Genomic DNA, 25,739 nt, shown 5'->3' with positions numbered 1-25,739 from the left:
TTCTTATGAGTAAAGTAGGTTTTTTTCGCTCGATTCACTTTAAATTGACCTTGATTTACGTGCTGCTGATCATCGTTGCCATGCAGATCATTGGCGTGTACTTTGTGAAGCAGCTAGAGCAGTCCTTAATTAATTCATATGATAATTCCTTGAATCAGCGAATCTACTCGTTATCGTATTACCTAGAACAAGATTCATCGAAAAGCAAGGCAGAATTAAAAGAGGATGCTCAAAAGATATTAAACGATTTTAACAACAAAGATGAGTCTAATGAAATCTCTGAAGTCAGCTATATTGACGAAAGCAGAGAGGTCATTGCCTCTGTAAATAACGGCAGTCAAGAGATTGCCGGTAAGAAAATTACTGATCAAATCATTAGCCGTATTTTCGCAGTTGGCAAAGACTATGAGAAAAAATTCTATGACCCTGAGTCAAATAAAAGGGTGCGTATTTCTGCGACAGCCGTAAAAAATGAGAACCAAGAGACCGTTGGTGTGATTTATGTTGTGTCTTCAATGGAAAGTGTGTTTAACCAAATGCGAACCATTAACACCATTTTAGCGACTGGGACACTAATTGCACTTGGGACGACTGCTCTACTTGGTATCTTCATCTTTAGAACGATCACTCATCCTATTTCAGATATGAGAAAGCAGGCGATCGAGCTTGCCAAAGGGAACTTCTCCAGAAAGGTCCGGAAGTATGGACATGACGAGATTGGCCAGCTTGCAACAACCTTTAACCATCTGACGAGAGAGCTGGAGGAAGCTCAGCTGATGACAGAGGGGGAGCGGAAAAAGCTTTCTTCTGTTATTGCCTATATGACGGACGGTGTCATCGCAACGAATCAAAACGGTGCAATTATTCTATTAAACAGCCCTGCATTAGAGCTGTTAAATGTTTCACGTGAAACAGCACTAGAGATGCCGATCACGTCTTTGCTTGGCTTAGAGGAAACTCATACATTTGAAGATTTAGTCGAAAATCAAGATTCCATGCTGATAGAAATTGAGCGCGAAGACCAGCTGTCTGTATTGCGTGTTAATTTCTCCGTTATTCAGAAAGAGCATGGGAAAATTGATGGCTTAATTGCGGTCATTTATGATGTCACAGAGCAGGAGAAAATTGATGCTGAACGCCGTGAATTCGTCGCGAACGTATCGCATGAGCTGCGCACACCGCTGACGACGATGCGAAGCTATCTTGAGGCACTGGCTGAAGGTGCGATTGGTGATAAAGAGCTTGCGCCAAGATTTCTCAGTGTCACGCAAAATGAAACGGAGCGCATGATCCGGCTTGTCAATGACCTGCTGCAGCTGTCTAAGTTCGACAGTAAGGATTATCAATTCAACCGTGAGTGGACGAACTTTATCAGGTTTATCTCGCTCGTCATTGATCGTTTTGAAATGACGAAGGAGCAGCATGTCGATTTTATCCGCAACCTGCCGCAGCGTGAAGTATATGTAGAAATCGATCAAGATAAAATTACACAGGTGCTCGATAATATCATTTCCAATGCCATGAAATACTCACCAGAGGGTGGACACATCACGTTTACTGTCGATCTGGATGAGGAGAAAGGCCTTGTGTTATTCAGCGTGAAAGATGAAGGAATCGGTATTCCGAAGAAGGATATGGATAAAATCTTTGAACGTTTTTATCGAGTAGATAAAGCAAGAACAAGAAAGCTTGGCGGAACCGGCCTCGGTCTTGCGATTGCAAAAGAAATGGTTCAAGCTCATGGCGGAGATATTTGGGCTGACAGCATTGAAGGAAAAGGGACAACGGTGACCTTTACCCTTCCGTACAATGAAGAACAAGAGGATGATTGGGATGAAGCGTGAGACCTTTAAAACCATAATATTGACAATCCTAATTGCGATCAGTCTTGTATTTACGTGGAACATCTGGATGTTCCAGCCCGTCATGCAGGATCAGGCAGATACCGGCACAAAAGTCGTGGAAACGAAGAAGATTTCAAGCGACGAGCCTAGAAGTCTCATTGATGTCGTGAAGCCGCGGGAGATGTTCATCCATTCAAATGGAGAGCATTTTAAAGTGGATCAAAAGGAACTCTTTCAAAACTTTTGGAATGATGTGAGCCTTTGGGATGTCAAAGAGATTAATGATGTGTCAGATCAATATTCCGAGCAGAAATTTAAGAATTTCTTCTATGGACGCGAAGGACAAGGGAAAACATTGGATCTTGTGTTCAATGATCCGATTCCGATTGATATTTTCCAAGCGCTCTTTAAATGGCCGAACAAGTCCATTGAATACAACTCGTTTGATCGGATGATCGTGCCATTCGCCCAGCAGGATAAGGCGAATAAAAAAGTATATTTGGTCTCATACAGCAAGGAGACGGTGCTTGAGCTGACAATTGAGTCCGCCAATTACCGTAATCTAATGAACAGTATCGCAGCCGCTCAAAACGAGATGCCGCGCTATGATCTTTATACATTCTCGACGAATTCTAAACGAGATTTCCTTCTTCCGAGAAAGCAAAAGCAGCTTGAAGCGAAGATGTTCTTTATCGAAACGATTAAGACAAACAAGTTCAAAGACGCTTTGTTTACGGACCCGAGCCTTGTCGGTGAGGAATCTAATTTAAACCGGACAGTGTACACAGATGGCACAAGCCGCCTTGAAGCCAATCAAAAAGACCACCGCATTCAATATCAGCACCGCAATATCAATTCCAGCACTGTTTTCCAAACGGGGGATTTGATTAAGCGAAGCGTGAAATATTTCAATGATACGGGAAGCTTTACTGATGACTATCAATATTTTGGTATCAACAGCAACCAGCAGCTGTCCTTTAATATGTTTATGGACGGTCTGCCGATTGTGAACAGTACAAAGCATCCATTTGGGATGACCTCCCTTGAAGTTCAATGGGCGAATGATGACATTTTGAATTACAAGCGTCCAAACTATATTCTTGGCAATAAAGCGAGTCAAAGTGAACAGGTCAAGCTGATGAACGGGACAGAGCTGAAGGACTTGATCATCAAGCAGACGAAATATGATGACCTGGAGAAAATTGAACAGATTTTCCCTGCATATCAAGCTGCTTCAACTGCATCAGATCAAGATCAAGCGATGTTTGTCTGGCTGGAGCCTGTATGGTGCATGAAATATAACGGCAAAACCGTGATTCTATCGAATGATCTTTTGACAGAGGGGAGCGAGAATCATGGAGTGGAATAAGACCAAAACGATCTTTATCCTAGCCTTTCTCGTTCTCGATATCTTTCTAGGTTTTCAATACTTTGAAAAACGGTCAACCGATCATTTTGCGATTATCGAAAAAACGGATACGCTGGAAGAAATGAAGGCAGACGGGATCAAATATGGCAATCTATCAGATGAAGCGAAGATTGGATACCGCATTACAGCTGAAAAGAAGCAATATACGAAAAAGGATGTCAACGGATTAGCTGATCAAAAGGCGAAAAGCACGTTCCCGAAAACAGAAAAAGATGATCCTGTCACGCTGCTTGAAATGACCTTCAACAAGCCAGTTGCCTTGCCGAAAAAGGATATGAAAACAGCGGCGACGAACCTTGTGAACCAGCGTTTGCTGGATGGGAAGAATTATAAGCTGTGGAATATAGATGAAGAGACAGGGAAAATCGTCTTTTTCCAAACGTATAAAGGGAAATACATCTTCCAAGAAGGCCTTGATGACACCGAAACCATCGGGCAAATTACCTTAAATCTCAACGATCAAAACGAAGTCGTCTCATATCAGCAATCGATGGTGACGTCGATTAATGAAGTGAGAAAAGAAACCCTTGTCCCAGCACTTGAAACCGTGAAGGACTTATATACGCAAAATATGCTGAGTCAAAACACGACCGTGAAAAAGGTAGAGCTTGGCTACTATACGCAATACCCAGGGGCAAGCACGCAAGTCATGGTTCCTGTTTGGCGGGTGGAGCTTGAAGGCGTATCAGCAGGTTCAAAGAAAAAGACAGAGGAAGAATATTTGATCAATGCCATCGATGGCTCAACACTTGATCATATAGAGAAAGATGACAAATCTTCAATGGAGTGAGAGAACATGAGCTTGCAGTTCAGTGTACTAGCGAGCGGAAGTACGGGGAACGCTTTTTATTTAGAAACAGACGAGCATGCCTTTTTGGTGGATGCTGGTTTAAGCGGCAAACAGATGGTCGAGCTGCTTGGCCAAATCGACCGCAAGCCTGAGGACTTGGACGGCATTTTTGTGACACACGAGCACTCCGATCATATTAAAGGGCTTGGTGTCATGGCAAGAAAGTACAAGCTTCCTGTCTATGCAAATGCGAAAACATGGAAGGCGATGGAATCTCATATCGGAAAAATTGATACAGAGCAGAAATTCCATTTTGATATGGAGACCGTTCAATCCTTTGGCGGCCTTGATGTCGAGTCATTTGGTGTCTCACACGATGCGGCAGAGCCTATGTTTTACGTGTTCCATTATGGAGGGCGCAAACTTGCCCTCATGACGGATACAGGCTATGTGAGTGACCGCATGAAAGGCATTATTAAGTCAGCCAATACGTTTGTGTTTGAGAGCAATCATGATGTCGGGATGCTGCAAATGGGCCGATACCCATGGAGCATTAAGCGCAGAATTCTAAGCGATGTCGGACATGTATCAAATGAAGATGCTGCTCTTGCGATGACAGATGTCATTGGAGATGCCACCTCACGCATTTATTTGGCTCACTTGAGTCAAGACAACAACATGAAGGATTTAGCCCGTATGGCGGTCCAGCAGACGCTTGAAATGAAGGGCTTTGTTGTGGGGGATGGCTTTGATTTATTTGATACAGACCCGAAAAAAGCAACCCCGCTTTGCGCCGTATGATTTTTATAATCGTATGATTAAGATAAGAGCTTCTTACCAACACTATATACATCATCTATTCACTGAAAGGAAGGAAACATAGTGGATTATCGCGATGTAGAGTGGAAGCCGAGACGAAGCAGAAAAGGATATTTTCTTTCTGGATTGATCGGTGTATTGGTAGGAGCTTTTTTAATGGGATTCTTTTTCCCCTATGTATCTGGACAGAGCGGCAGTCCCTTTGGATGGCAGCAGAACGGTGATGGGCAAGCATCACAGGGTCCTTTAAAGACGGTGAATGTAAACGTCAATGATGCTGTCACGAAAGTGGTGTCTAATATGTCAGATACGGTGGTCGGCGTCATTAATATCCAAAAGTCGAGCTTTTGGGAGGAAGGCGGAGAAGCAGGCAGCGGGTCAGGTGTGATTTATAAAAAAAAGGGTGACACGTTTTATATTGTCACAAACCATCACGTCATCAAAGGCGCCAACCAGCTTGAAGTGAGCCTCCATGACGGGACAAGAATTAGTGCCAATCTTGTCGGCAGCGATCAGCTCATGGATTTAGCAGTTCTCACTGTCAAAAGTAATAAAATTAAGAAAACGGCAGCCTTCGGTAACTCAGATCATGTGAAACCGGGTGAGCCAGTCATCGCCATTGGAAATCCATTAGGGCTTGAATTCGCAGGCTCTGTCACACAAGGAGTCATATCAGGCACAGAGCGTGCGATCCCTGTTGACTCAAATGGAGACGGACAGACGGATTGGAATGCAGAGGTACTGCAAACAGATGCCGCCATCAATCCTGGAAACAGCGGTGGTGCCTTGATCAATATGGACGGAAAGGTGATCGGCATCAACTCAATGAAGATTGCTGAATCAGAGGTAGAAGGAATCGGGCTGTCTATTCCAGCGAATCTGGTCATCCCTGTCATAGAGGATTTAGAGCGCTACGGAGAGGTAAAGCGTCCGTACCTTGGCGTCGGCATGAAATCATTAGCGGATATTGCGAGCTACCACTGGCAGGAAACGTTGAAACTGCCATCTAAGGTTACATCCGGGGTTGTTGTCATGAGTGTTGAGCCGTTATCTCCAGCAGGAAAAGCGGGCCTAAAAGAGCTGGATGTCGTGACCTCCTTTGATGGCAAGAGTGTACAGAATATCGTGGATCTTCGTAAGTACTTATATCAAAGGAAGGTCGGCGACAAGGTAAAGGTGCAATTTTACCGAAGCGGGAAGAAAAAATCAGCAGAGATCAAACTTTCTCAAACCGACCGATATGGCGGCTAACCAGTTCCAGTAAGGGACTGGTTTTTTTGGCATGACTGACATATGATGAAGGAAAGGGGGGTGTAAGATTGGTTACACTACAACGGATGTCACAAACCGATTACGATGTATTGATAGAGAAGGCCATTCAGCGGTACGCGGAAGAAAAGGTACTCGCAGGAACATGGAAGAAGGAAGAATCACTTGCGAACGCAGAAGAACAATTTGACAGGCTTCTTCCAGAAGGACTTCAGACAGAGCATCATGAGCTGTGGAATTTCTTAAACGGAGATGAAGCGATTGGCTGGGTTTGGCTTTGCTATGACCCGAATCACCCGCAGCACGAAGGATTTATTTATAACTTTATTTTGTTTGAAGCTTATCGAGGAAAAGGCTTTGCAAAGCAGGCCATTGCTGCATTAGAGGAGCAGGCAAAGTCATTAGGTGTGCAAAAACTCTCGCTCCATGTCTTTGCTCACAATCAAATCGCCCGTTCGCTGTACGAGAAAACGGGATTTGCAGAAACCGGTATTTATATGAGTAAACCTTTATAAAAAAGAAGAAGTACCGTGCAGAAAGCGTACGGTACTTTTTTATGAGGACATCATGGCATCCTGAGCCGTGACTCTGTATAAATCGACTTTACACTTCACGAAAGCGCGAATGATCGCTGGAACTTGAGCTTCTGAACGAATTAACAATGAGGTCTCGTCATCACTGATCACAAGATCTGTTCCGACAGTTTGTAGGTACTGCGTGAGAACAGGTTTCACCTCATCATCAATCCATGCATGCTTGAAGGTTGCACGTATGTTTGAGGATGTGATGGTTTTCTCTTGAGGATGAGTATGTGGGGACACTAATTTTCCTTCAGAAATGAACGCCGTTTTGGTACAAATACTTTTGGTGAACCTTGGGCGGTCAGCTGTTAAAAAGACGGTTTTCCCTTCATCCTTTAATGTTTCAATGACCCGCTGAATGTGCAAGATCGAATCTGCATCAATATCGGCAAAAGGTTCGTCAAGTAAAATAAATTCCGGCTGATGGGCGATGGCCTGTGCCATTCCAAGCCGTTTCTTCATACCAGGTGTGAAGGCACCGACCTTCTCCTGATGATCATGATGTAAACCGACAAATTCGAGCAGTTCTTCATAATCACTCGTTCTCTGGCGTGTTCCGGTGATTTTTGACAAATAGGCAATATGCTCAAGAGCCGTAAGACCTTCATATAAATCCGTATATTCTGGCAGAACACCGATATGCTGTCTCACTTTTTTTAGCGAAGGCATATTCATCACTGTAAACGTACCAGAGGTAGGGCGGGAGATCCCGGTAATGATATTGAAAAACGTCGTCTTACCAGATCCCTTTGGTCCAATGAGGCCGAAGATATCGCCCTGATTGACATCAAGATTAATATGATCTATTGCGACTTTTGTACGATATTTTTTTGTGAGCCCTTTTGTATGAAGCATCTACACATCCCTCCTTTGAAACAGCAGTGCAGTTCCAATGAGTAAGATAACTGTCAATGCCGTGTTCATTAGGACGTAGGTCAGCGGTTCACTCCAGCGCGCATAATAATAAGGCGTCATATATTGGAACCAATGAATCATTCGTTCTGAAGAAAGAACAGAAATCATACTGACGATTGGGAAAAGAAAGGAAAATAACATACCGACAAACATTGATTTCTGCGGTGTTGGAAAGAGCATGGACAAAAATAAAGTACATGAGATACCGACACTGATAAAGGTTAAGATTTTTAAGGCATCTGAGAACAGAAAACGGTGTGAAATCACCATATTCAGCACATATGTCGTCATAATACAGCTAAGCCAAAACAGCATCAGTCCTAGATATTTCCCGATGATAATGTTCAAACGGGTTGTTTTACTGACGAGAAAACGAATGGTTTTCAAATGAATTTCGCGGCTTAAAATATCATGAGACAACAAAAAAATAAGGAAGAAACCAAATAAAGACATCACCAGTTCATTCCCAATAGAATAAGGATCCTTTGCCAGTTCCCATTTTTCCTGATGAGCAGCGATAAACGGAAGACTTGAAACAAAAGTAGATAAAATGAAAATAATAACAATTGTTAAAATAGATTTTGTGCTTTTGAAGAGCTGCTTAAACTCATTCATACAGATGGTCCACACACGCTGTACCTCCCTTCACCTTTATTATACCCCTAGAAAAGAAAGACACCATATCTCGCTCTTTAACATTTGTTTAAATTTCATAAAAAGAAGACTCTTCCAGCACCAGTTGACTCATTTTTAAAAATGTTCAGAAAAATATCTTGATTTATCAAAAAACATCATGTATGATAGCTTTAATTCAAGATAGTTATACAGGCAATGACGAGAGAAAGTACAATCATCAATTTTTTCACAGAGAGCTTCGGCAGCTGAAAAGAAGCAAAAATAATGATTCGAAAAATGGTCTCTGAGCCTCGTGCTGAACATATCTATGATATTAGTAGGTGACGACGAGAGTTGGTACTCGTTATCAAAACCACAGTATATGAGCCAGATTGGAGCTTTGTACTTGTAGAGGCTGTTTAGCGCGAGCAAACAGTAAATAAAGGTGGTACCACGAGACAAATACCTCGTCCTTATGATTCAAAGATAAGGATGGGGTATTTTTTATTGTCCACTTTTTTTCATACAAATGTTCAAATGTTCCACGTGAAACACCACATCCATTTTTTCAAATGAAAGGGAGATTGACATGAGTGAACATGCATTGGTTTTACAATCAGACTTCGGCATTGATGATGGAGCTGTCAGTGCAATGTACGGAGTGGCAAATACGGTCAGCAGCAGCATCCGCATTTTTGATTTAACACACAATATTCCGCAGTATGACATTTGGGAGGCTTCTTATCGTCTGCTTCAAACCGTCACATACTGGCCGGAAGAGACGGTATTTGTTTCCGTCGTTGACCCGGGCGTTGGATCAGAGAGAAAAAGTCTTGTCGTCAAAACGACAAGCTCACACTATATCATTACCCCAGATAACGGGACACTCACGCACGTTGCCCAGGATATTGGCATTGTGGAAGCCCGTTATTTAGATGAAACCATTAACCGGCTGCCAAAGTCGGGAAAATCACATACTTTCCATGGGAGAGATATTTACGCTTATACAGGGGCGAGAATTGCATCAGGTGTGATTTCTTTTGAAGAGGTTGGGCCAAAGGCGAATATTGATGATATTATCCATCTTCCAGTCGTACAGGCTTATGCCGAAGAAGATGTGATCACAGGGACGATTGATATTTTAGATGTGAGATTCGGAAACCTATGGACAAACATTCATCACACGCTATTTGAACAGCTTTCAATTAATTATGGGGATGCAATAGAAGTTACCATTGCCAACGGGCCGAAAAATGTGTATAAAAATATCATGACCTATGGACGATCTTTTGCCGACTTAAAGGTAGGCGAACCACTCGTATATGTCAATTCACTCGACCATTTAGGCGTGGCGATCAATCAAGGGTCATTTGCAAAGGCTTATAACATCGGTACAGGCACAGGCTGGCGCCTTTCGATTCGCAAAGCTCCGCGCATTATATACGAATAAGAGGAGGATACATCATGGCAGGAAAACAACTTTCAACGAAAACTGTCGTTGCCATTGGAATTGGCGCAGCCGTCTTTGTGATTCTAGGACGATTCGTCTCTATTCCAACTGGAATTCCGAATACGCAAATTGAAACCTCATACGCATTCCTTGCATTAATGGCCGTGCTATTTGGTCCTGTTGCAGGTGCACTGATTGGTTTTATTGGCCATCTCATTAAAGATGCGACCACATTTGGCCCTTGGTGGAGCTGGATTATTGTATCGGGTGTGGTTGGTTTATTGATCGGCTTTATTTCTAACCGTTTAAAAGTAGAAGAGGGAGACTTCGGCTGGAAGAAAATCACGCTCTTTAACGCCGTACAAGCAGGTGCACAGGCATTAGGCTGGTTTATCATTGCTCCTGTTCTTGACATTGTGATCTATGCAGAACCTGCGAACAAAGTGTTTGTTCAAGGCATTGTGGCAGGAATTTCAAACATCATCACAGTTGGTGTACTAGGAACCATCATCATTGCAGCTTATGCGAAAACGAGAAGCAAAAGCGGCAGCCTATCGAAAGAAACATCATGAAGCAAGGTGGAACACATAAATGAAGAAACCGATGATTCAATTCGAACATTTCGGATTCAAGTATCGCAGTCAGGCAGAACCAACATTAAAGGATATCAACCTGACGATCTATGAAGGAGAAAAAGTTCTCATCGCAGGTCCGTCTGGATCGGGAAAAAGCACACTAGCCCATTGTATCAATGGGCTAGTTCCTGCGTCTTATAAAGGTTCTATGGAAGGAAGTCTTCACATCAGCGGGAAAAATGCAGAGAAAGAGAACATTTTCTCCCTCTCACAGCTTGTCGGAACGGTGCTTCAGGACCCCGATGGACAATTCATCGGGCTGACCGTTGGAGAAGATATCGCGTTCACGCTTGAAAATGATCAAGTCACACGAGAAGAAATGAAAACACGTGTCGAGGAAGCAGCTAGATTAACAGAGGTAGACGGCAAGCTGGCATCGTCCGTGCATGAGCTGTCAGGCGGGCAAAAACAACGTGTCGCCATTGCAGGTGTACTTGTCAACGATGTCGACATTTTGCTGTTTGATGAACCACTTGCAAGCCTTGACCCCGCAACAGGCAAAGAAGTAATCGACCTTATTGACCGGCTGCAAAAACAAACGAAAAAAACCATCGTGATGGTTGAGCACCGATTAGAGGACGTCCTCTTCCGTCATGTGGACCGTATCATCGTTGTCAATGAAGGAAAAATTGCAGCGGATATGACCCCAGATGAATTGCTCGCCTCAAATGTATTAGAAGCGGCTTATTTACGTGAGCCTTTATATGTAAAAGCTATGAAATATGCAGGCATTCCGATTGAAGCAGGAGATCAAATTGCGAATTTACATCATCTTACCTTAAATGATGAGGAAAAAATGAAAATCGAGCAGTGGATGGAAGCGTCTGAGCCGTCAGTAGAGCAGATTGCAGCACAGGATTTACTAGAAGTGCGCGAGCTGAGCTTTGACTATCCAACAAGACCAAATACGTTGAGCAATATCTCTTTTACTGTCAAAAAAGGAGAAATAATTAGCATCGCAGGAGCCAATGGCGCAGGCAAGACAACATTGTCCAAGGTGCTCTGTGCATTTGAAAAGCCAACAAAAGGGTCAATTCTTTTAAATGGTGATGACATCACAGGAGATACGATCAAACAGCGCTCTGAACGAATCGGCGTCGTCATGCAAAACCCAAATCAAATGATTTCAAAACAAATGATCTTTGATGAAGTCGCACTTGGTCTCGTTTTAAGAGGCGTAAAGGAAGACGAGATCAAGGAACGGGTGGAGCGGGTCTTGAAAGTGTGTGGACTGTATCCATTTCGGAACTGGCCGGTCTCAGCCCTCAGCTTTGGACAGAAAAAACGCGTCACCATCGCGTCTATTCTTGTTTTAGAGCCAGAAATCCTCATCCTAGACGAACCAACCGCAGGACAGGACTTTAAACATTACACAGAGATGATGACGTTTTTAGAGCAATTAAATCAGCAGGGTATTACGATTTTCATGATCACCCATGATATGCACTTGATGCTCGAATATACAACAAGAACCATTGTCATTTCAGATGGAGAAAAAATCGCAGATGATACACCAGCCAAAGTGCTGACAGATCAGCTGCTTGTTCAAAAGGCGAGTTTAAAGGAAACGTCGCTGTATGAACTGGCGCTGAAAGCAGACTGGCCAAATCCAAATGAACTCGTGGATCGCTTCATTGAGGTTGACAGAAAGGAACGAATGACATGGCTGTAGACATGCTGTCTTATATCGATCGTCCGTCACCGATTCACCGGCTGACAGGTGCAACCAAACTCATTTGCTTTATCCTCTGGTCATCCGCAGCGATGCTCACGTATGATACAGGCGTATTAGTGTTTATGTTAGCCGCCAGTATCGTGTTCTTTCAGCTATCGAACGTACGATTTCGTGATATTTCCTTCGTGGTGATCGTCCTGGCGATTTTCCTAGTGATCAATAACATCGCCATTTACATCTTTGCGCCCCAGCAAGGTGTCGCCATCTACGGAGCAAAGCATGAGCTGTTTCATATTGCAGGCTGGTATAATGTCACACTTGAACAGCTTTTCTATCAGTTGAACATTACACTCAAATATGTGACCGTGATGCCAGCAGCGCTTTTGTTTATTGTGTCAACAAATCCAAGTGAATTCGCCTCATCTCTCAGCCGAATCGGGGTCAGCTACCGGATTTCGTATGCGGTAGCGATTGCTCTTCGTTATATTCCAGATATTCAGCGGGATTTTCGCACGATCGCGATTTCTCAGCAAGCAAGAGGCATTGATTTATCGAAGAATGAAAAGCTGGGGAAACGGATTAAAAATGCGCTGTCTATTGTCATGCCATTGATATTTTCTAGCCTAGAGCGGATTGAAACGATCAGCAATGCGATGGAGCTGCGAGGGTTTGGAAAGCATAAAAAGCGAACATGGTTTACAGCAAAAGACTTTCAAAAAGCAGATTATGTGGCGTTATTGTTTGTTGGTGTGGTGCTGATCGTGTCGCTAGTGATTACATTTGTTAGAGGAACGAGATTTTATAATCCATTTTTATAGAAAGAAGCCTTCACAGAAGTGGAGGCTTCTTTTAGTTTGTGGATAAAAGGTGTGAGAAATGGTAAAAGACTATTAACATGTGAATAAATCGGTTATATTGGACAATGAGCGAAACACTTGTGAATAACCAGAGAACTTATTGGAGGAATCAGAAACTTATGAACAAAACATTTTATGCGTGTGCAGAACACATAGAAACCGTATTAGACATGTACATAGATGATCATGAAACGCCGCCGGAATTCAGAAAAATCGAACATACACACAGTTTATCCACAACCTGTGAATTGTGCGATGAACCTGCAATATATATAGTGGGGAACGAATGATCGGACACAAAATACACAAATTTTATCCACAATTGTTGATAACTTATATGAATAACTTGTTCTTAAGGTGGGGATGACCTGTGAATATATCAATTATCACAGTAGGAAAATTAAAAGAGAAATATTTAAAGCAAGGCATAGCCGAATACACAAAACGATTACAGGCTTACGCAAAAATTGAGATCATTGAGCTCGCGGACGAAAAAGCACCCGAGAATCTCAGCGATCAAGACATGAAAATCATCAAAGACAAAGAAGGCGAACGCATCCTAAGCAAAATCAACCCAGACGCCCACGTCATCGCCCTCGCCATCGAAGGAAAGATGAAAAGTTCCGAAGAATTAGCCGATACAATAGATAAGCTGGCAACATACGGAAAAAGCAAAGTATGTTTCGTCATAGGCGGATCCCTTGGCTTAAGCGACGCTGTCATGCAGCGCGCAAATGAGAAACTGTCGTTTTCGAAAATGACGTTCCCGCATCAGTTGATGAGGTTGGTGTTGGTGGAGCAGATTTATCGGGCGTTTCGGATTGTGCGGGGGGAGCCGTACCATAAGTAGATGAGGTTATTAACTCTTTTAGTACTAATTTTTTCTAAAGAAAGTATTATAAAAAGTTGAAATTTTCTCAGAAATTGTATTTTAATTTCTCATATCCAGTTTAGGTTTGTGGTTTTTTATGGTTAGTACTAATTTTTTTTAGCAAATTTGTTTTTAGTATTTTTGTGGGCTTTATGGGCTTTAAGATTACTTAAACAATAGTGAAAATGATTTTTTGGATAACTTTTTAGAATTAAAATTTACGAGTTGAATTACTATGTGATGAAGGTGTACAACTTTTGCTATATGTTAAAAAGAGATTTGGCTGGAATGCTAAAACTTATTAAATTTTTACCGCTTGTTTTAGCTTTTTAAGGAGAGCGATTTAATGGAAGAATCACTAACAAAAGATTATGTTATGAATGAACTGTATAAATCTTATAATTATGGTAACTTAGGCTTGTTTATAGGTGCGGGTTTTTCAAAAGCTGTTGTAGATGATGGTTTTAATAATCTCGCACTCTCATGGAGAGATCTAATTGAAGGAGTTAGCAAAATTTTGCAGTTTGATATTCCTAATAGTGACGACACCGAAGGAATGTCTTATCCTGAAATTGCGACAAGAATTTGTGAAGGGATATCTGAGCAAAAGAGCATAAGTTATGTTGATGCCAAAGATAGATTTAAAAAGGTAATTTGTGATATTACAAATTGGCTTCCAAACGAAGAAAAAAGAGATATCTTCAGTGAATATTTGAATAATATAAATCCATCTTGGATAATAACTACTAATTATGATTTAGTTTTGGAAAGGCTATTAACTGGTAGATGTAAGACCTTGAGTCCAAATGATTATTTGACCCATCCTAAAAGTTTGATACCTATTTATCATTTACATGGTGTACGTCACGACCATGAATCCATAATAATAACTCAAGAGGATTACATACCTTTATTTAGACCAAATGAGTATAGGCAAACTAAATTGGCTTTAACAATAAAAGAGTCTACAACTTTAATCTTAGGTTACCAATTGGGTGATGTAAATGTACAATCGGCAGTTGACTGGTCAAAAAATATCTTTCCAGAGTCCAAAGAATACCCTCATCAGATTATTCAAGCTGTTAGAAAGAGTACTCCATCAAGTACACCATATAGAAACATAAGTGGAAATATAGTAATAGAAATTAAAGAAATTGAAGAATTTTTAGATGAATTGACAAAATATTTTACTGAGAAGCAAGACGAATATAACTCACAGATAGAGAAAGTAAATAGCTTAATTGGAGAATTGACTGAAAATAGAGAGGAGCAAGTGGATAGATTTATAAAAAATCAGAAACTCAGATTAGGGTTGTTAAAATTGTTATCTAGATTTGAGCAGTATATGGTTACACCATATATAGACTTTATGTCTGCATGTATAGATAAAACATGGAGTAACGCAGTTCCTGATGGAGCATTTGAACCTTACGATGATAATATCAGAATCCTTCTTGATATCATAATAAACTATGAGTATAAGAAAATGCCTCCGGCTTTATTTGAATTTGTTTCATACTCTCTTGATAGAGTATTTATGTATGTAGGGGACAATCCTAATTCAATACCGTTAGGAAATAGCTTTAAAGCTACTGAAACTTGGCATAGAAATAAAAAGAAAATACCATTAGAAATGGTAGAACAGTTATATCATTTTTCCAAGTTTAAGTATTCCTCTCTTCATAGAAAAATAGCAGATATAAAAAGAGAAGATTAGTAAAAACCTCATTTAGATACATCCCGGTGAGCCTTATCATAAGTTATGGTAAACCAAAAATCAGAATAGGTAGAATTATAAAGCGAAAAAGAGAAAAGGTACAATTTTATCGTATACATTGAAAAATGTAATATAAAATGGCTATCAAATTGTAAATGAATTTGATAGCCATTTTTGTTGATGTAGAGGAATTTTTGTTATAGGTGTAGGAATAAAAGTTTATGATATAAACTACATAAACTATCATGAAAGAACATAATTATCTTTCATTCTCTTTGGTGAAGTATTGATTCATAGATTGGATGGCTGGGCAGTTTAGTTGAAGATATATGTTTAACTTGTGTTCATTAATCAGGCAAGATTGTGGCAAACTCTCTACTTTATAATTGGATGTTTATGTTAAAATGAAAACAGTTTATTTGGCGAACAATATAGGGGTATGATGATTTTAATATCGAAATAATTTATAGATTTATCTAAATAAAATTTAATTCAATATGTTCCCAAAAGGTATTGCTCCATCGACCAACAGCATTTGCAGACAGCCTACAAAAATATGTGTAACATTGCAAAAAACTAGGGCCGCAGGAGCAAAGGAAGCGCCAAGCTCTGTGGAAATTAAGTGAAAAGGGGATCGACATGAATATTGACTTTAAACAATTGGAAAAGAAATTGGCAGAACAAAAAGTTTATGATGCATGGCAATATGTTAAAAGTCTGCATGAGACTTTAGGTTATATGTCGATATCATACAAATTGATAAATAAAATATATGAGCATCGCAAAGGTGTATTAGAGTCTACGGAAAATGAAATATTTGAAAGTGCAATGGAAGAAGGAAAGGCATCAATTACCCAGGATGAATTGAATAGAACAAATCTAAATATAGCTGGATATCAAATTGATGATATTGCTTATCTAAGAAAAACTACAATTGAGTTTTTTCACTATGCAAGGGTTAGTATGGATGTATTGTTTCAAATTATTAATGCTGGATTACTTGGTGATAAAGCATACCTTGTAACAGATAAAAAACTTCTTATAAAAGTACTGTCCAAGATAAGTAATATAAAAGAATTCACCAATTTAAAACATCAGTTATCTCAAATAAAAGATGATAATGAATTTAAGTATTTATCAGCGTTTGATAACTATATCAAACATATAAAGACTATACTGATAACTGTTAAAAATAGTTTTATGATCGGAACAGTAGATGAATTTTATATTAATGAGTTTTTTGATGGCAAAAACTTTTACAAACAAGTGAAAGCATTGGTTAAAGTGAAAGAAATTTACCACTATGTCATAAATACAGTGGATAACATCTTGGAAGAAGTTCTGAATCAAGTGCCAAATTGTTTAGATAATAGTCAAAGAATTCAAGAGATTAAATTTAAGATGCAAGTACAAAAGAATGAAAATAAAGATAAAGTAGATTTCATTACTTTTTTTATTGAGGTAGAAAATGATTTGTCTGAATTACCTAGTGAAATCAAAGTATATCCGTTAATAGTAAAGCCGAATGGTGAAATTTATAGTTTTGATTTTAGATATGACAAATTGTTTGTTAAAAGAAGTAACACCAATAAAGAAGAAGATTCAATTATTGGATGTGCTGAATTGAAAAATGGCTTAGAAACGAATGAGTTTTATAGAGTCTTTGAGGTAAAAGCTTGTTCATTTCGGGATTACTTAAAATATCAGTCTGAGTTTAATAATAGAATTCAGAAAATATCAATTAACTTCTATGCTATGGAAGGTCAAATAATAGCTTACGATAGTGTCAGTATCGATTGAAACACACTTCTGCGAATTTCACGAAATACTCAGCAACTTTTAGGCTACGGAACCCGCCATACTCTCTAACCAAATGAAGCGGCATCTCAATGCATGTAAAGACATCACGGTGAACTGTACCAGAGGAAGAAGGAAAATAGAAACTTTTAAGGAATCTCAAACAAATCATGTTGACATATCGTTATTTGTCGATATAATGGGGTGTATGGAGCCAATAGAAGTTTTCAAAGCCTTATCCAATGAATCAAGACTGCAAATTTTACAATGGCTAAAGGAACCTGATCGTCATTTTACACCCCATGAAGGGATTGATATGAATACTACAGGGGTATGTGTTAGTCAAATAACAGATAAATTGAAAATGACGCAATCAACAGCATCTCAATATCTTTCAATTTTACTACGAGCTGGATTAATTACGACAGAGCGTATAGGTAAATACACGTATTATAAAAGAGATGAAAATGCCATAAAACAAATTGCTGAGATTCTAGAAAAAAATATTTAATAAATGAACTGAATTCATACATCAGAATTCAGTTTCATTTATTAAATACAAATCGACTTATCGTAATATGTTTTTTTGTCCATACATATTAACAATTCTAGATATGTGAATTCGTTATATATAAGGAGTGATCTACATTGTCAAACACTGTAAAGATTTACATTTTAGCTATTGTCAGTTTTTTAGTTGGTACATCAGAGTATATCATCTCTGGTATTTTGGATAATATTTCTGAATCATTAGGGATTACGATAGCTGCAGCCGGCCAGTTAATTACGATTTTTTCTCTTGTGTATGCCATCTTCACCCCAGTATTAATGGCTTTAACATCGGGAATGAATAAACGCAAGTTAATGTTATTTTCACTTAGCGTTTTTATTCTAGGTAATATTCTTGCATTCGTCCTCCCTGGGTATCAATTATTTATTGTGTCAAGAATTATTATGGCTCTTGGAGCGGGGATGGTCGTAGTTACTGCATTAACAATTGCTGAAAAAATTGCACCAAAAGGTAAGCAAGGTACCGCTATTGCTACAGTAGTAATGGGCTTTACAGCATCATTGATCATTGGAGTCCCACTTGGCAGAATGACTAGTGATTTCTTTGGTTGGAAGGCTGTATTTGGAGGAATAGCCTTACTCGGATTATTAGCCATGGTGATCATTTCTCTTACGATTCCAAAAATCCAAGGGGATAAACCTGTACCTTTAATTCAACAACTCGCTCTTTTTAAAAAACCAAAAGTAGTGTTGGGATTAGCCATCACCTTTTTCTGGCTTGGTGGTTATTCAATTGCCTATACCTACCTATCCCCTTACCTTTTAAATATATCAGGTGTAAGCAGCAAATTGCTGAGTGTAGTTCTCCTCGTATTCGGTATTGCTAGTCTAGTTGGGTCAAAGTTTGGTGGATTTAGTACCGATCGATGGGGTGTGAATTTTACTCTGATTAGTGGAATGACATTACATGTCATCATGCTCATATTGCTCTCACTAGTTACGCATTCTTATGTTGGAGTATTACTCATTTTAATATTATGGTCATTTGCTGCATGGTCTTCTGGTCCGACTCAACAATATCACTTAGCTACAATGGAGCCAGAGTCATCAGGTATACTATTAGGTCTCAATCAGTCAATGATGCAATTAGCGATGGCTGCAGGTGCAGCTATTGGAGGTATCTTTGTAGAGAGGGTTTCTCTATCTTCTGTTACTTGGGCAGGTGCTTTAGGCGTTGCAATCGCGATCATTGTAACAATATTGGCTTCGCGTGCTACTTCGAGTAATGAAATTCGATATACTTAAACAGTAGAACGATGGGAAAAAACGTGATTTTAAAAAATAATGACAGAAAGTAGGAAGCACCTTTGCACTCAATTAAAAAAATAGGTCAGAGTTTTTGGTACATCACACCAGTAGCACTCACCGACCGCCCCATCCTAGGCATGGTCGTAGGCAATAACAAAACATTAATGATCGATGCCGGTAACTCAGAAGATCATGCCAAATACTTTATCAAAGAAACCTTAAAACACGAGAACGCCAAGCCCGATCTCGTTGTCCTCACGCATTGGCATTGGGATCATATTTTTGGTCTGTCAGCGCTGTCTGATTCGGTTTCGATTGCTTCTGCAAAGACCAGAAAGGAAATGGAGAAGCTTGTTCCGTTTTCGTGGTCTGATGAGGCAATCGATGAGCGGGTGAGGGAAGGAACGGAGATTGAGTTTTGCGCGAAGGCGATAAAAGAAGAATATAAGAATCATCGAGATATTCAGGTGGTTTTACCGGATGTGACGTTTGACCGTCGGGTGGAAATTGATCTTGGCGGGGCTACTTGTGTCGTGCAGCATGTTGGAGGCGATCATGCGGCAGATTCCGTGATCGTGTATGTGAAAGAAGAGAAAATTCTTTTTCTTGCTGATTGCATTTATCCAAAAATGTATGCCGAAAAAGTACATTACACGGTGAAAGAAATATTGCGTCTTTTAGATGAGTTAGAAACTTTTGATGCAGAAACGTACATTCCTTCACACCAAAGACCGTGGAGAAAAGAGGAGTTTCGTCAGGAAACAGACAAACTTCGGATGATAGCGAAATTCACTGATCAATGTGGTGGAGATAAGCAGAAAATCACGAAAGAATATCAACATTACGTGAACAGAGAACTGAAAGAAGAGGAATTAGAAACCATTGATTACTTTGTAAATGGTTATTAAATAATCACTAAAAAAAGTCTCATTTGAGTAATTTCCCTCAAACGGGACTTTTTTTGCATCATGTATTGTGACAGACTTATTTTTGGCATTGATCATAAAAACAATCCCCAAGTAGGCTTGAGTTTTCCTTATTAGGAGGTAAAAAACAGATGGACAAAATAACTGACCCTTACGACACTTTCAAAACCAAAATATCCAAGTATCCAATCGAACAAAATCATTGGCAAGCCTTCAAAGAAGGAACAACGATTAAACAATTAAAAGCAGGTACATGTATGATCAAAGCTGGCGATCCGGTGAAGCATGCTTATTTTTGCATAACGGGGCTCTTCCGTCTGTTCTATTTGTTACCGGATGGAAGGGAGTACAATGTGGCTTTTACGTTGGAAGATGATTTTGCTACTTCTTATGCAAGTATGATCAACGGGCAGCCTTCTCCTTATTCGATTGAAGCGATGGAGGATTCGATCGTGATTGAAATTCCGTATGATCTGCTTCAAATGTTGATGGATAGAAGTCATATGTGGGAGCGCTTTGTTCGGGTTAGTGTAGAAAGGCTGTATACGAGAAAGGAAGAGCGTGAGAGGGAACTGCTATATTTGCCCGCAATTGAGCGATATCAGGCGTTTTTATTGAAATATCCTGGGTTACATCAACGTATCGCTCAATATCATATTGCCTCATATATTGGCATTTCTCCGGTTTCGCTGAGCAGGCTGCTCCATACAGCTGAACATTAACCTATGTTAATGCATACTCCCTAGATCTGACGTACAATCATCACATCATAGAAGAATCGGGGGTATGATGATGAAATATATGATGGTTGTTTTATTAGAGTTCTATCCATCTTGGCTTGCTTTACCACGAGAGGAGCGAAGAACCCATGCGGCTTCGCTGCAAGAGTTGATGCAGAAATATGAGGAACATGTGACAGTGCGCTTTTTTGATGCTGAAGCTCTTCCGGGTAAGGATTACACAGATTTTGTGATGTGTGAAACGGATGACCTGAAATTCTATCATTTTATGTGGGAAGAGATTAGAGATTCTATTCCTTACACAAGTGGTTATGTCAAAATTAAAGAGGTCATCATGGGAATGGAAAATGCTTTTCAAACATATGAAAAGGAATCTCTGAAAATGAATCAGTAATAGAAAACCACCTGCTATCAGGTGGTTTTTTGTACATTCTTTTTTTTGGTATAATCAGAGGTAATGTTAGAACGGATAAATTTTTGAACTGAATCGGAGGTATATATGAAACAGCTTTACATGAAGCAGAAAGTATTTAGCCTGAGCGGCAGGTTTACGGTAAAGGATCAACAGGAGAACGATGTATATGTGGTCGAAGGCAGCTTTATGAAGATGCCGAAGACGTTTACCATTTTGAATACAGAACGAGATGAAATCGCTGTGATTACGAAGAAAATGTTTACCTTTTTACCGAAGTTTTTAGTAGAAGTTGGTGGTCAAGAGGTATTGACGATTAAAAAAGAGTTTACGTTCTTTAAAGCAAAATATTCAATTGATGCTGCTGGGATCGAAGTGCAAGGTAACTGGTGGGATATGAATTTCCTGGTGCTCCAGAACGGCGAAGTGATTGGTCAGGTGAAGAAGGAATGGTTTACTTGGGGTGACAGCTATAAGGTTGATATTTTGAAAGAAGAAATGGAGCCTGTGATGATTGCGCTCGTTGTTGCGATTGATTGTGTGAAAGCTGATGAAGCAGCGTCTAGGTCTTCGTCGTCGGCGACGACGAATTAATTGGAGGTTTAAAAATTGGACAACCTCACTCGCATCATAAGATTAAGAGATGCAGAATTATGGGAGTATGAATTTCTCGATAAAAAAGAAATCATTATTTATTTCTCCATTACAGATTTAAATAGAAAAGCAACGACCCATGATAACCCGCTAGCTACCCGAGAAGAATTAGATGAAAGAGATAATTATATTTCAATTGATGTCCATAGTAATCTGGATCTCAAAAAAACGCTTGAAGAAGATACATTTGATGATTTTATCACCACAATCTCATCTTTAGTAGAGCATATGCACGATTTTCACAATGCTCATGTTTTTACTAATATGCACGTTCATGAAAAAATGGACTTAACGGATTTTCAGTTGGAGAAAGATGAAGATTTGCATGGTGATGAAAAAGAACAGCTCTATACATTTAAACGTTTATGGGTTCAGCAGGCATGTTTTCAAATGATAGAACAACATTTAAATCGAAAAATCAAAGAAATATCTAAAAGTAAATTTTGCCAGGATCTAATATGAGCTTGCGAGGTGAGCACACTGATCACATTCCAATACAAAGTATTTCTAACAGTCGTCGAATGCGGCAGTTTTACAAAAGCCGGGGAGAAGCTTGGGCTGACGCAGTCTGGGGTGAGTCATAATATTGCGAAGCTTGAGTCGGAACTCGGGATTGTGCTGCTTCGGCGGAATCGAAACGGGCTTTCGTTAACGGACGCAGGTGAGCGGGTGATGCCGCATATCCGGCAAATCTTGCACCATGCGGCATTGCTTGAGCAAGAGGCAGCGCTGATTCAAGGGATGGAAGTGGGGAGCATCAAGATTGGGACATTCCCTAGTTTTTCTTCAAATGTCCTTCCACGCCTTATTCATCGTTTTACGCAAAGCTATCCGCATATCAAGCTGGAGTTATATGAAGGCGGTTATGAGGAGATTGAGGAATGGATTGCTTCAGGCACGGTTGATGTTGGTTTTTTAACGCAGTCATCGAGGGAATTCGAGACCGTTCCACTTTTTCAGGATGAGTTAGTGGTGCTCATTCAAGAGAATCATCGCTTTCATACGAAGAAAGTGATTGAAGTTGACTCGTTACATGATGAAGCCTTTATCATGCCGAAAGCGGGCTGTGACATACTCGTTAAGAAACTGTTAAAAGAAAGAGGCGGCGTGAAGCCTCATGTTTTGTTTGAAATTGAAGACAACAATACGCTCATTTCTATGGTGCAAGAAGGGCTTGGGGTCACGATCATTCCCAAATTAGTGTTGCCGCCGCACATACCTCATACGAAAGTCATTCCACTGGAGACGAGCGTCTTTCGTGAGGTCAACTTGGCGCTCAAATCATTCAAAACAGCTTCCCCATCGGCCAAGAGGTGGATCGAAACGGTCAAAAATCATTTTAAATAGAATCAGCTTGAACAGGAAGTCCCCATTCAAGCTGATGTTTTATAAAGTCAACACGCCGCGGATCGTGATGACAGCTGCGCCTGCCACTTTGATCACCGGCTCTGATTCATTTGGAATGACTGTGATACGAAGCAAGCCAGGTCTGCCGATGGCATCCCCTTGGGCAATGTTCAGGTGAGTGATTTCTTGCTGAGAAATGATACGCTCCAAATAAAGATATCCAGCCAATGCTCCGTTTGCTGCCCCTGTCACAGGATCTTCGGGTATCCCAATTCCAGGTGCAAAATCCCTTGTGTAAAGATCAACTTCTTTTGTGGTGTGAAATGTATAAAGGTGAGTCGTCGTGATATTCTGTTCTTTATTCATTTTCCCTAAAGCCGCTAAGTTCGGTGCTGCTTGATCAATGTCCTGTTGGTGCTTCATCGGAACAAGAAGATGCCAGTTACCGGTGTTTGCTAATTTGATAGGATAGGAGGAATCAATGCGGTCACTGCTCACACCAAGCATGTCACTAAGCTCTTCTAAATCGATGACAAAATCCCGCGTCTTCGGTGTCACCTGCGTCATTTCCACATTAACGACTTTGCCGTTTTCTTCATTCCATACAACAGGAACATTGCCGATCTTTGTTTCTAACACAACCCCTGATCTCTCTTTAGCCAGTCCTAGCTCCGTAGCCAGAAGCCAAGTCAATCCAACAGTCGCATGCCCGCAGAAATTGACCTCTTCCGTCGGGGTGAAGTATTTGACACGATAATCGGCTTCCTGATCATGGGCAGGCAGCAAGAAGACCGATTCCGGTAAATTCAACTCCTTGGCGATGCTCTGCATGTCATCTTCTGTTAAAAATTCACCATCCAACACCACCCCAGCGGCATTTCCTCCAAATTTCTCAGTTGTAAACGCATCGACATGATACACTCTAATGTCTCTCATCTGACGAACCCTCCTATACACTCTTGTTACGTTAATCATAAGTTTGTTTGATGCATTCGTAAAATGAATCTTTTTGATAGTTTAAATCGGAAGTGTTCATGTAAGAGAGGGAGTTTTCGCAGAATAATAGTTTGAATAAAGTATAATGAATGAAAAAATGAAGTGAGGGATGCGACATAGCTCTGGGTGGATACATCAATATCGGACTCGTTTTTTACGAGGCCATTCATATACCAAATACTTTTCGCCAACTGATTGATTATCTAGCTCAAAAAGACATGTCTATCACGAAAGTAAAATTTAGTCAGGACCCTGACGGTGAAACATGGATTGAGCACAGTGTTAAAGAAAATATCATCAAAGACGATGATTTTTCAGGTTATTATACAGAGTTTGAATTGTCAGGCATAAGTTCAGATCGAAAAGGGATGACAATCAACATACAAAAAGAAACGGGTTTCGTAGGGTTCGTTCTCAGTTTAAATTGGACAGAGGTTGTTTCTCATGATGTTATTCATCTTCAACAAGAGATCATACACTGTCTTGTAGATCTTTATCATACGTTTACGTTTGAATATGCGTTCATTGGACATGAAATTGAAGTCGAGATTCCTCCAAATGAGTTTGAAAAGTGCCTGCAAGACCAGCATGCTTTTCCAGTTGCTCTAATTGGGAAAGGAAATCACATAGATATTTATTATGGTGATGTGGCGATTGATGGTCTTTCTTCTCAAGAAAGAAGGATAGAATGTTTAAAGGTTAAAAGCTAATAGTAAAAAAGCCTCCTGATACTCTCAGGAGGCTTTTTCCATCCATCACCCATAATAATTATTCGCTTGAATAAAAAATTGGGATTGCATGTAGTTATATGTGATTTTCGAAAAGTCGAAGGGCTGGCCGTTTGTGAGATGAAAGACCGTCTCGACGCGGAGAGCGGGATCGTCTTGTTTGAGGCCGAGGTGCTTTGCTTCGGTTTCGTTCAGTTTGCCTACTTGTAAGTACATATCGGAGAAGCCGACTTTGAGTCCAAGACCTTCACTGACGAATTTAAAAACAGAATCGGCGGCAATTTCTGTGTTGAGATAGGGAATGATGCTTTTTCGGTAATAGGATTCTTCTAAACATAAGGTTTGTCCGTTGATGTAACGAATGCGTTTTAGATAAAAAACATCTTCATCTTGTTCAATGTTCAAATTAAGTGCAGCTTCTTCGGACGGCTTGATGGTGTCTAGCATTAAAACCTCTGATGTCAGTTGAAATTCCTCTAAATCTTTTTTAAACCCTTGGTTGGATAAAAGGCTGATGTAGCCCTTACGGCGGTGTCTTCGAACAAAGATGCCGCTGCCCCTCACTTGATAGATAATTCCTTTTTTTTCGAGTAATTCTAACGATTTGATAATGGTACTTTTGCTCACAGCAAATTGGCTCATGAGTGTTTCGAGTACAGGTAGCTTATCCCCTTGCTGCATCTCATGGGTGACAATATATTTTTCAATATCGCTCGCAATTTGTTGATACTTTAACATGGCTATTCCTCTTTGTTTTCACGATTTATTGTCTTTGTATTATAGCACATACCAAATTTCCTTTGATATGCTATTTGAAATTATATATGTATTGATAAATTGTACCGGTATAATTA

The 25,739-nt window shown here is 40.1% G+C and carries 26 protein-coding genes, 1 pseudogene and 1 other annotated feature; of the genes and pseudogenes, 22 read left to right on the top strand and 5 right to left on the bottom strand.

Annotated features, from left to right (window positions below; translation table 11 throughout):
• Positions 1-5: 5 nt before the first annotated feature.
• The 6 genes from walK to NSS76_RS18995 all read left to right on the top strand — a co-directional run bounded on the left by walK (position 6) and on the right by NSS76_RS18995 (position 6,666).
• Positions 6-1,844 carry a cell wall metabolism sensor histidine kinase WalK gene (walK, locus tag NSS76_RS19020; protein ID WP_024424029.1) on the top strand — a complete coding sequence of 613 codons (1,839 nt, stop codon included), beginning with the start codon at positions 6-8 and terminating at the stop codon, positions 1,842-1,844.
• Positions 1,834-3,213, top strand: coding sequence for a two-component system activity regulator YycH (gene yycH, locus NSS76_RS19015; protein ID WP_073208144.1), 1,380 nt, complete (start codon positions 1,834-1,836; stop codon positions 3,211-3,213). The genes walK and yycH overlap by 11 nt, the downstream gene beginning before the upstream one ends.
• Entirely contained in the window at positions 3,200-4,063 is an 864-nt protein-coding gene (locus tag NSS76_RS19010) for a two-component system regulatory protein YycI (protein ID WP_185854003.1), read from the top strand. The genes yycH and NSS76_RS19010 overlap by 14 nt, the downstream gene beginning before the upstream one ends.
• Positions 4,064-4,069: 6 nt before the next feature.
• On the top strand, positions 4,070-4,864 hold the full coding sequence (locus tag NSS76_RS19005) for an MBL fold metallo-hydrolase (protein WP_024424026.1): 795 nt from the start codon (positions 4,070-4,072) through the stop codon (positions 4,862-4,864).
• Positions 4,865-4,942: 78 nt separating this feature from the next.
• A complete protein-coding gene (locus NSS76_RS19000; RefSeq protein ID WP_392387674.1) occupies positions 4,943-6,133 on the top strand; it encodes a S1C family serine protease in 1,191 nt (396 codons plus the stop codon).
• Between the two features lie 68 nt (positions 6,134-6,201).
• Positions 6,202-6,666: a GNAT family N-acetyltransferase gene (locus NSS76_RS18995; protein WP_041106743.1), complete on the top strand. Its 465-nt coding sequence runs from the start codon at positions 6,202-6,204 to the stop codon at positions 6,664-6,666.
• A gap of 39 nt (positions 6,667-6,705) precedes the next feature.
• Here the strand turns inward: NSS76_RS18995 and NSS76_RS18990 are convergent, their stop codons facing one another.
• Both NSS76_RS18990 and NSS76_RS18985 read right to left on the bottom strand, forming a co-directional pair.
• A complete protein-coding gene (locus tag NSS76_RS18990; RefSeq protein ID WP_149126096.1) occupies positions 6,706-7,587 on the bottom strand; it encodes an ABC transporter ATP-binding protein in 882 nt (293 codons plus the stop codon).
• Positions 7,588-8,277: an ABC transporter permease subunit gene (locus NSS76_RS18985; protein ID WP_024427617.1), complete on the bottom strand. Its 690-nt coding sequence runs from the start codon at positions 8,275-8,277 to the stop codon at positions 7,588-7,590.
• 192 nt (positions 8,278-8,469) lie between these two features.
• Positions 8,470-8,740 (top strand) — a binding site (T-box leader).
• Between the two features lie 111 nt (positions 8,741-8,851).
• Here NSS76_RS18985 and NSS76_RS18980 point away from each other — a divergent pair.
• From NSS76_RS18980 to NSS76_RS18950, 7 genes are all read left to right on the top strand, one after another.
• Positions 8,852-9,712: an SAM hydrolase/SAM-dependent halogenase family protein gene (locus tag NSS76_RS18980; protein WP_024427616.1), complete on the top strand. Its 861-nt coding sequence runs from the start codon at positions 8,852-8,854 to the stop codon at positions 9,710-9,712.
• A gap of 14 nt (positions 9,713-9,726) precedes the next feature.
• Positions 9,727-10,284 carry an ECF-type riboflavin transporter substrate-binding protein gene (locus NSS76_RS18975; protein WP_024424020.1) on the top strand — a complete coding sequence of 186 codons (558 nt, stop codon included), beginning with the start codon at positions 9,727-9,729 and terminating at the stop codon, positions 10,282-10,284.
• Between the two features lie 19 nt (positions 10,285-10,303).
• The gene (locus NSS76_RS18970) at positions 10,304-12,019 is read left to right on the top strand and encodes an ABC transporter ATP-binding protein (protein ID WP_341082629.1); all 1,716 of its coding nucleotides are present in this window, start codon (positions 10,304-10,306) and stop codon (positions 12,017-12,019) included.
• Positions 12,010-12,840, top strand: coding sequence for an energy-coupling factor transporter transmembrane component T family protein (locus NSS76_RS18965; RefSeq protein ID WP_185854000.1), 831 nt, complete (start codon positions 12,010-12,012; stop codon positions 12,838-12,840). The genes NSS76_RS18970 and NSS76_RS18965 overlap by 10 nt, the downstream gene beginning before the upstream one ends.
• 158 nt (positions 12,841-12,998) lie before the next feature.
• Positions 12,999-13,169, top strand: a complete 171-nt coding sequence (locus tag NSS76_RS18960) for a CxxH/CxxC protein (RefSeq protein ID WP_065215011.1) — start codon at positions 12,999-13,001, stop codon at positions 13,167-13,169.
• 80 nt (positions 13,170-13,249) lie between these two features.
• Positions 13,250-13,729, top strand: a complete 480-nt coding sequence (gene rlmH / locus NSS76_RS18955) for a 23S rRNA (pseudouridine(1915)-N(3))-methyltransferase RlmH (RefSeq protein ID WP_046312614.1) — start codon at positions 13,250-13,252, stop codon at positions 13,727-13,729.
• Positions 13,730-14,096: 367 nt separating this feature from the next.
• A complete protein-coding gene (locus tag NSS76_RS18950) occupies positions 14,097-15,467 on the top strand; it encodes an SIR2 family NAD-dependent protein deacylase (protein WP_286098836.1) in 1,371 nt (456 codons plus the stop codon).
• A 1,749-nt stretch (positions 15,468-17,216) separates the two neighbouring features.
• Here the strand turns inward: NSS76_RS18950 and NSS76_RS18945 are convergent.
• A pseudogene (locus NSS76_RS18945) lies at positions 17,217-17,355 on the bottom strand (family 1 glycosylhydrolase); the annotation flags it as partial.
• Positions 17,356-17,472: 117 nt separating this feature from the next.
• Between NSS76_RS18945 and NSS76_RS18940 the strand changes: the two are divergent.
• The 8 genes from NSS76_RS18940 to NSS76_RS18905 all read left to right on the top strand — a co-directional run bounded on the left by NSS76_RS18940 (position 17,473) and on the right by NSS76_RS18905 (position 23,161).
• Positions 17,473-17,775, top strand: a complete 303-nt coding sequence (locus NSS76_RS18940; protein WP_039182804.1) for an ArsR/SmtB family transcription factor — start codon at positions 17,473-17,475, stop codon at positions 17,773-17,775.
• Positions 17,776-17,912: 137 nt separating this feature from the next.
• A complete protein-coding gene (locus NSS76_RS18935; RefSeq protein ID WP_234107495.1) occupies positions 17,913-19,079 on the top strand; it encodes an MFS transporter in 1,167 nt (388 codons plus the stop codon).
• 62 nt (positions 19,080-19,141) lie between these two features.
• Positions 19,142-19,990 carry an MBL fold metallo-hydrolase gene (locus NSS76_RS18930; RefSeq protein WP_103132544.1) on the top strand — a complete coding sequence of 283 codons (849 nt, stop codon included), beginning with the start codon at positions 19,142-19,144 and terminating at the stop codon, positions 19,988-19,990.
• Positions 19,991-20,139: 149 nt separating this feature from the next.
• Positions 20,140-20,730 (top strand): Crp/Fnr family transcriptional regulator, encoded by a 591-nt coding sequence (locus NSS76_RS18925; protein WP_151863308.1) that lies wholly within the window; start codon positions 20,140-20,142, stop codon positions 20,728-20,730.
• A gap of 70 nt (positions 20,731-20,800) precedes the next feature.
• Positions 20,801-21,142 carry a darcynin family protein gene (locus NSS76_RS18920; protein WP_341082624.1) on the top strand — a complete coding sequence of 114 codons (342 nt, stop codon included), beginning with the start codon at positions 20,801-20,803 and terminating at the stop codon, positions 21,140-21,142.
• A 105-nt stretch (positions 21,143-21,247) separates the two neighbouring features.
• Entirely contained in the window at positions 21,248-21,754 is a 507-nt protein-coding gene (locus NSS76_RS18915) for an LURP-one-related/scramblase family protein (protein WP_151863310.1), read from the top strand.
• Positions 21,755-21,769: 15 nt separating this feature from the next.
• Positions 21,770-22,276, top strand: a complete 507-nt coding sequence (locus tag NSS76_RS18910) for a hypothetical protein (protein ID WP_044335725.1) — start codon at positions 21,770-21,772, stop codon at positions 22,274-22,276.
• A 9-nt stretch (positions 22,277-22,285) separates the two neighbouring features.
• Positions 22,286-23,161, top strand: coding sequence for a LysR family transcriptional regulator (locus NSS76_RS18905; protein WP_226340800.1), 876 nt, complete (start codon positions 22,286-22,288; stop codon positions 23,159-23,161).
• Positions 23,162-23,200: 39 nt separating this feature from the next.
• On the opposite strand, the gene NSS76_RS18900 is transcribed toward NSS76_RS18905, so the two are convergent.
• The gene (locus NSS76_RS18900) at positions 23,201-24,097 is read right to left on the bottom strand and encodes a PhzF family phenazine biosynthesis protein (protein ID WP_341082621.1); all 897 of its coding nucleotides are present in this window, start codon (positions 24,095-24,097) and stop codon (positions 23,201-23,203) included.
• A gap of 176 nt (positions 24,098-24,273) precedes the next feature.
• Between NSS76_RS18900 and NSS76_RS18895 the strand changes: the two genes are divergently transcribed.
• Entirely contained in the window at positions 24,274-24,867 is a 594-nt protein-coding gene (locus tag NSS76_RS18895) for an Imm64 family immunity protein (RefSeq protein ID WP_151863312.1), read from the top strand.
• A gap of 45 nt (positions 24,868-24,912) precedes the next feature.
• Here the strand turns inward: NSS76_RS18895 and NSS76_RS18890 are convergent, their stop codons facing one another.
• Positions 24,913-25,623: a GntR family transcriptional regulator gene (locus tag NSS76_RS18890; RefSeq protein ID WP_341082620.1), complete on the bottom strand. Its 711-nt coding sequence runs from the start codon at positions 25,621-25,623 to the stop codon at positions 24,913-24,915.
• Positions 25,624-25,739 lie beyond the last annotated feature (116 nt).

It is taken from the genome of Bacillus sp. FSL R5-0654 (assembly GCF_038008745.1).
Classification (GTDB): Bacteria; Bacillota; Bacilli; order Bacillales; family Bacillaceae; genus Bacillus; species Bacillus safensis.
Note: the sequence above shows the minus strand (reverse complement) of the source record. Positions and strands in the feature narration are given on the sequence as shown.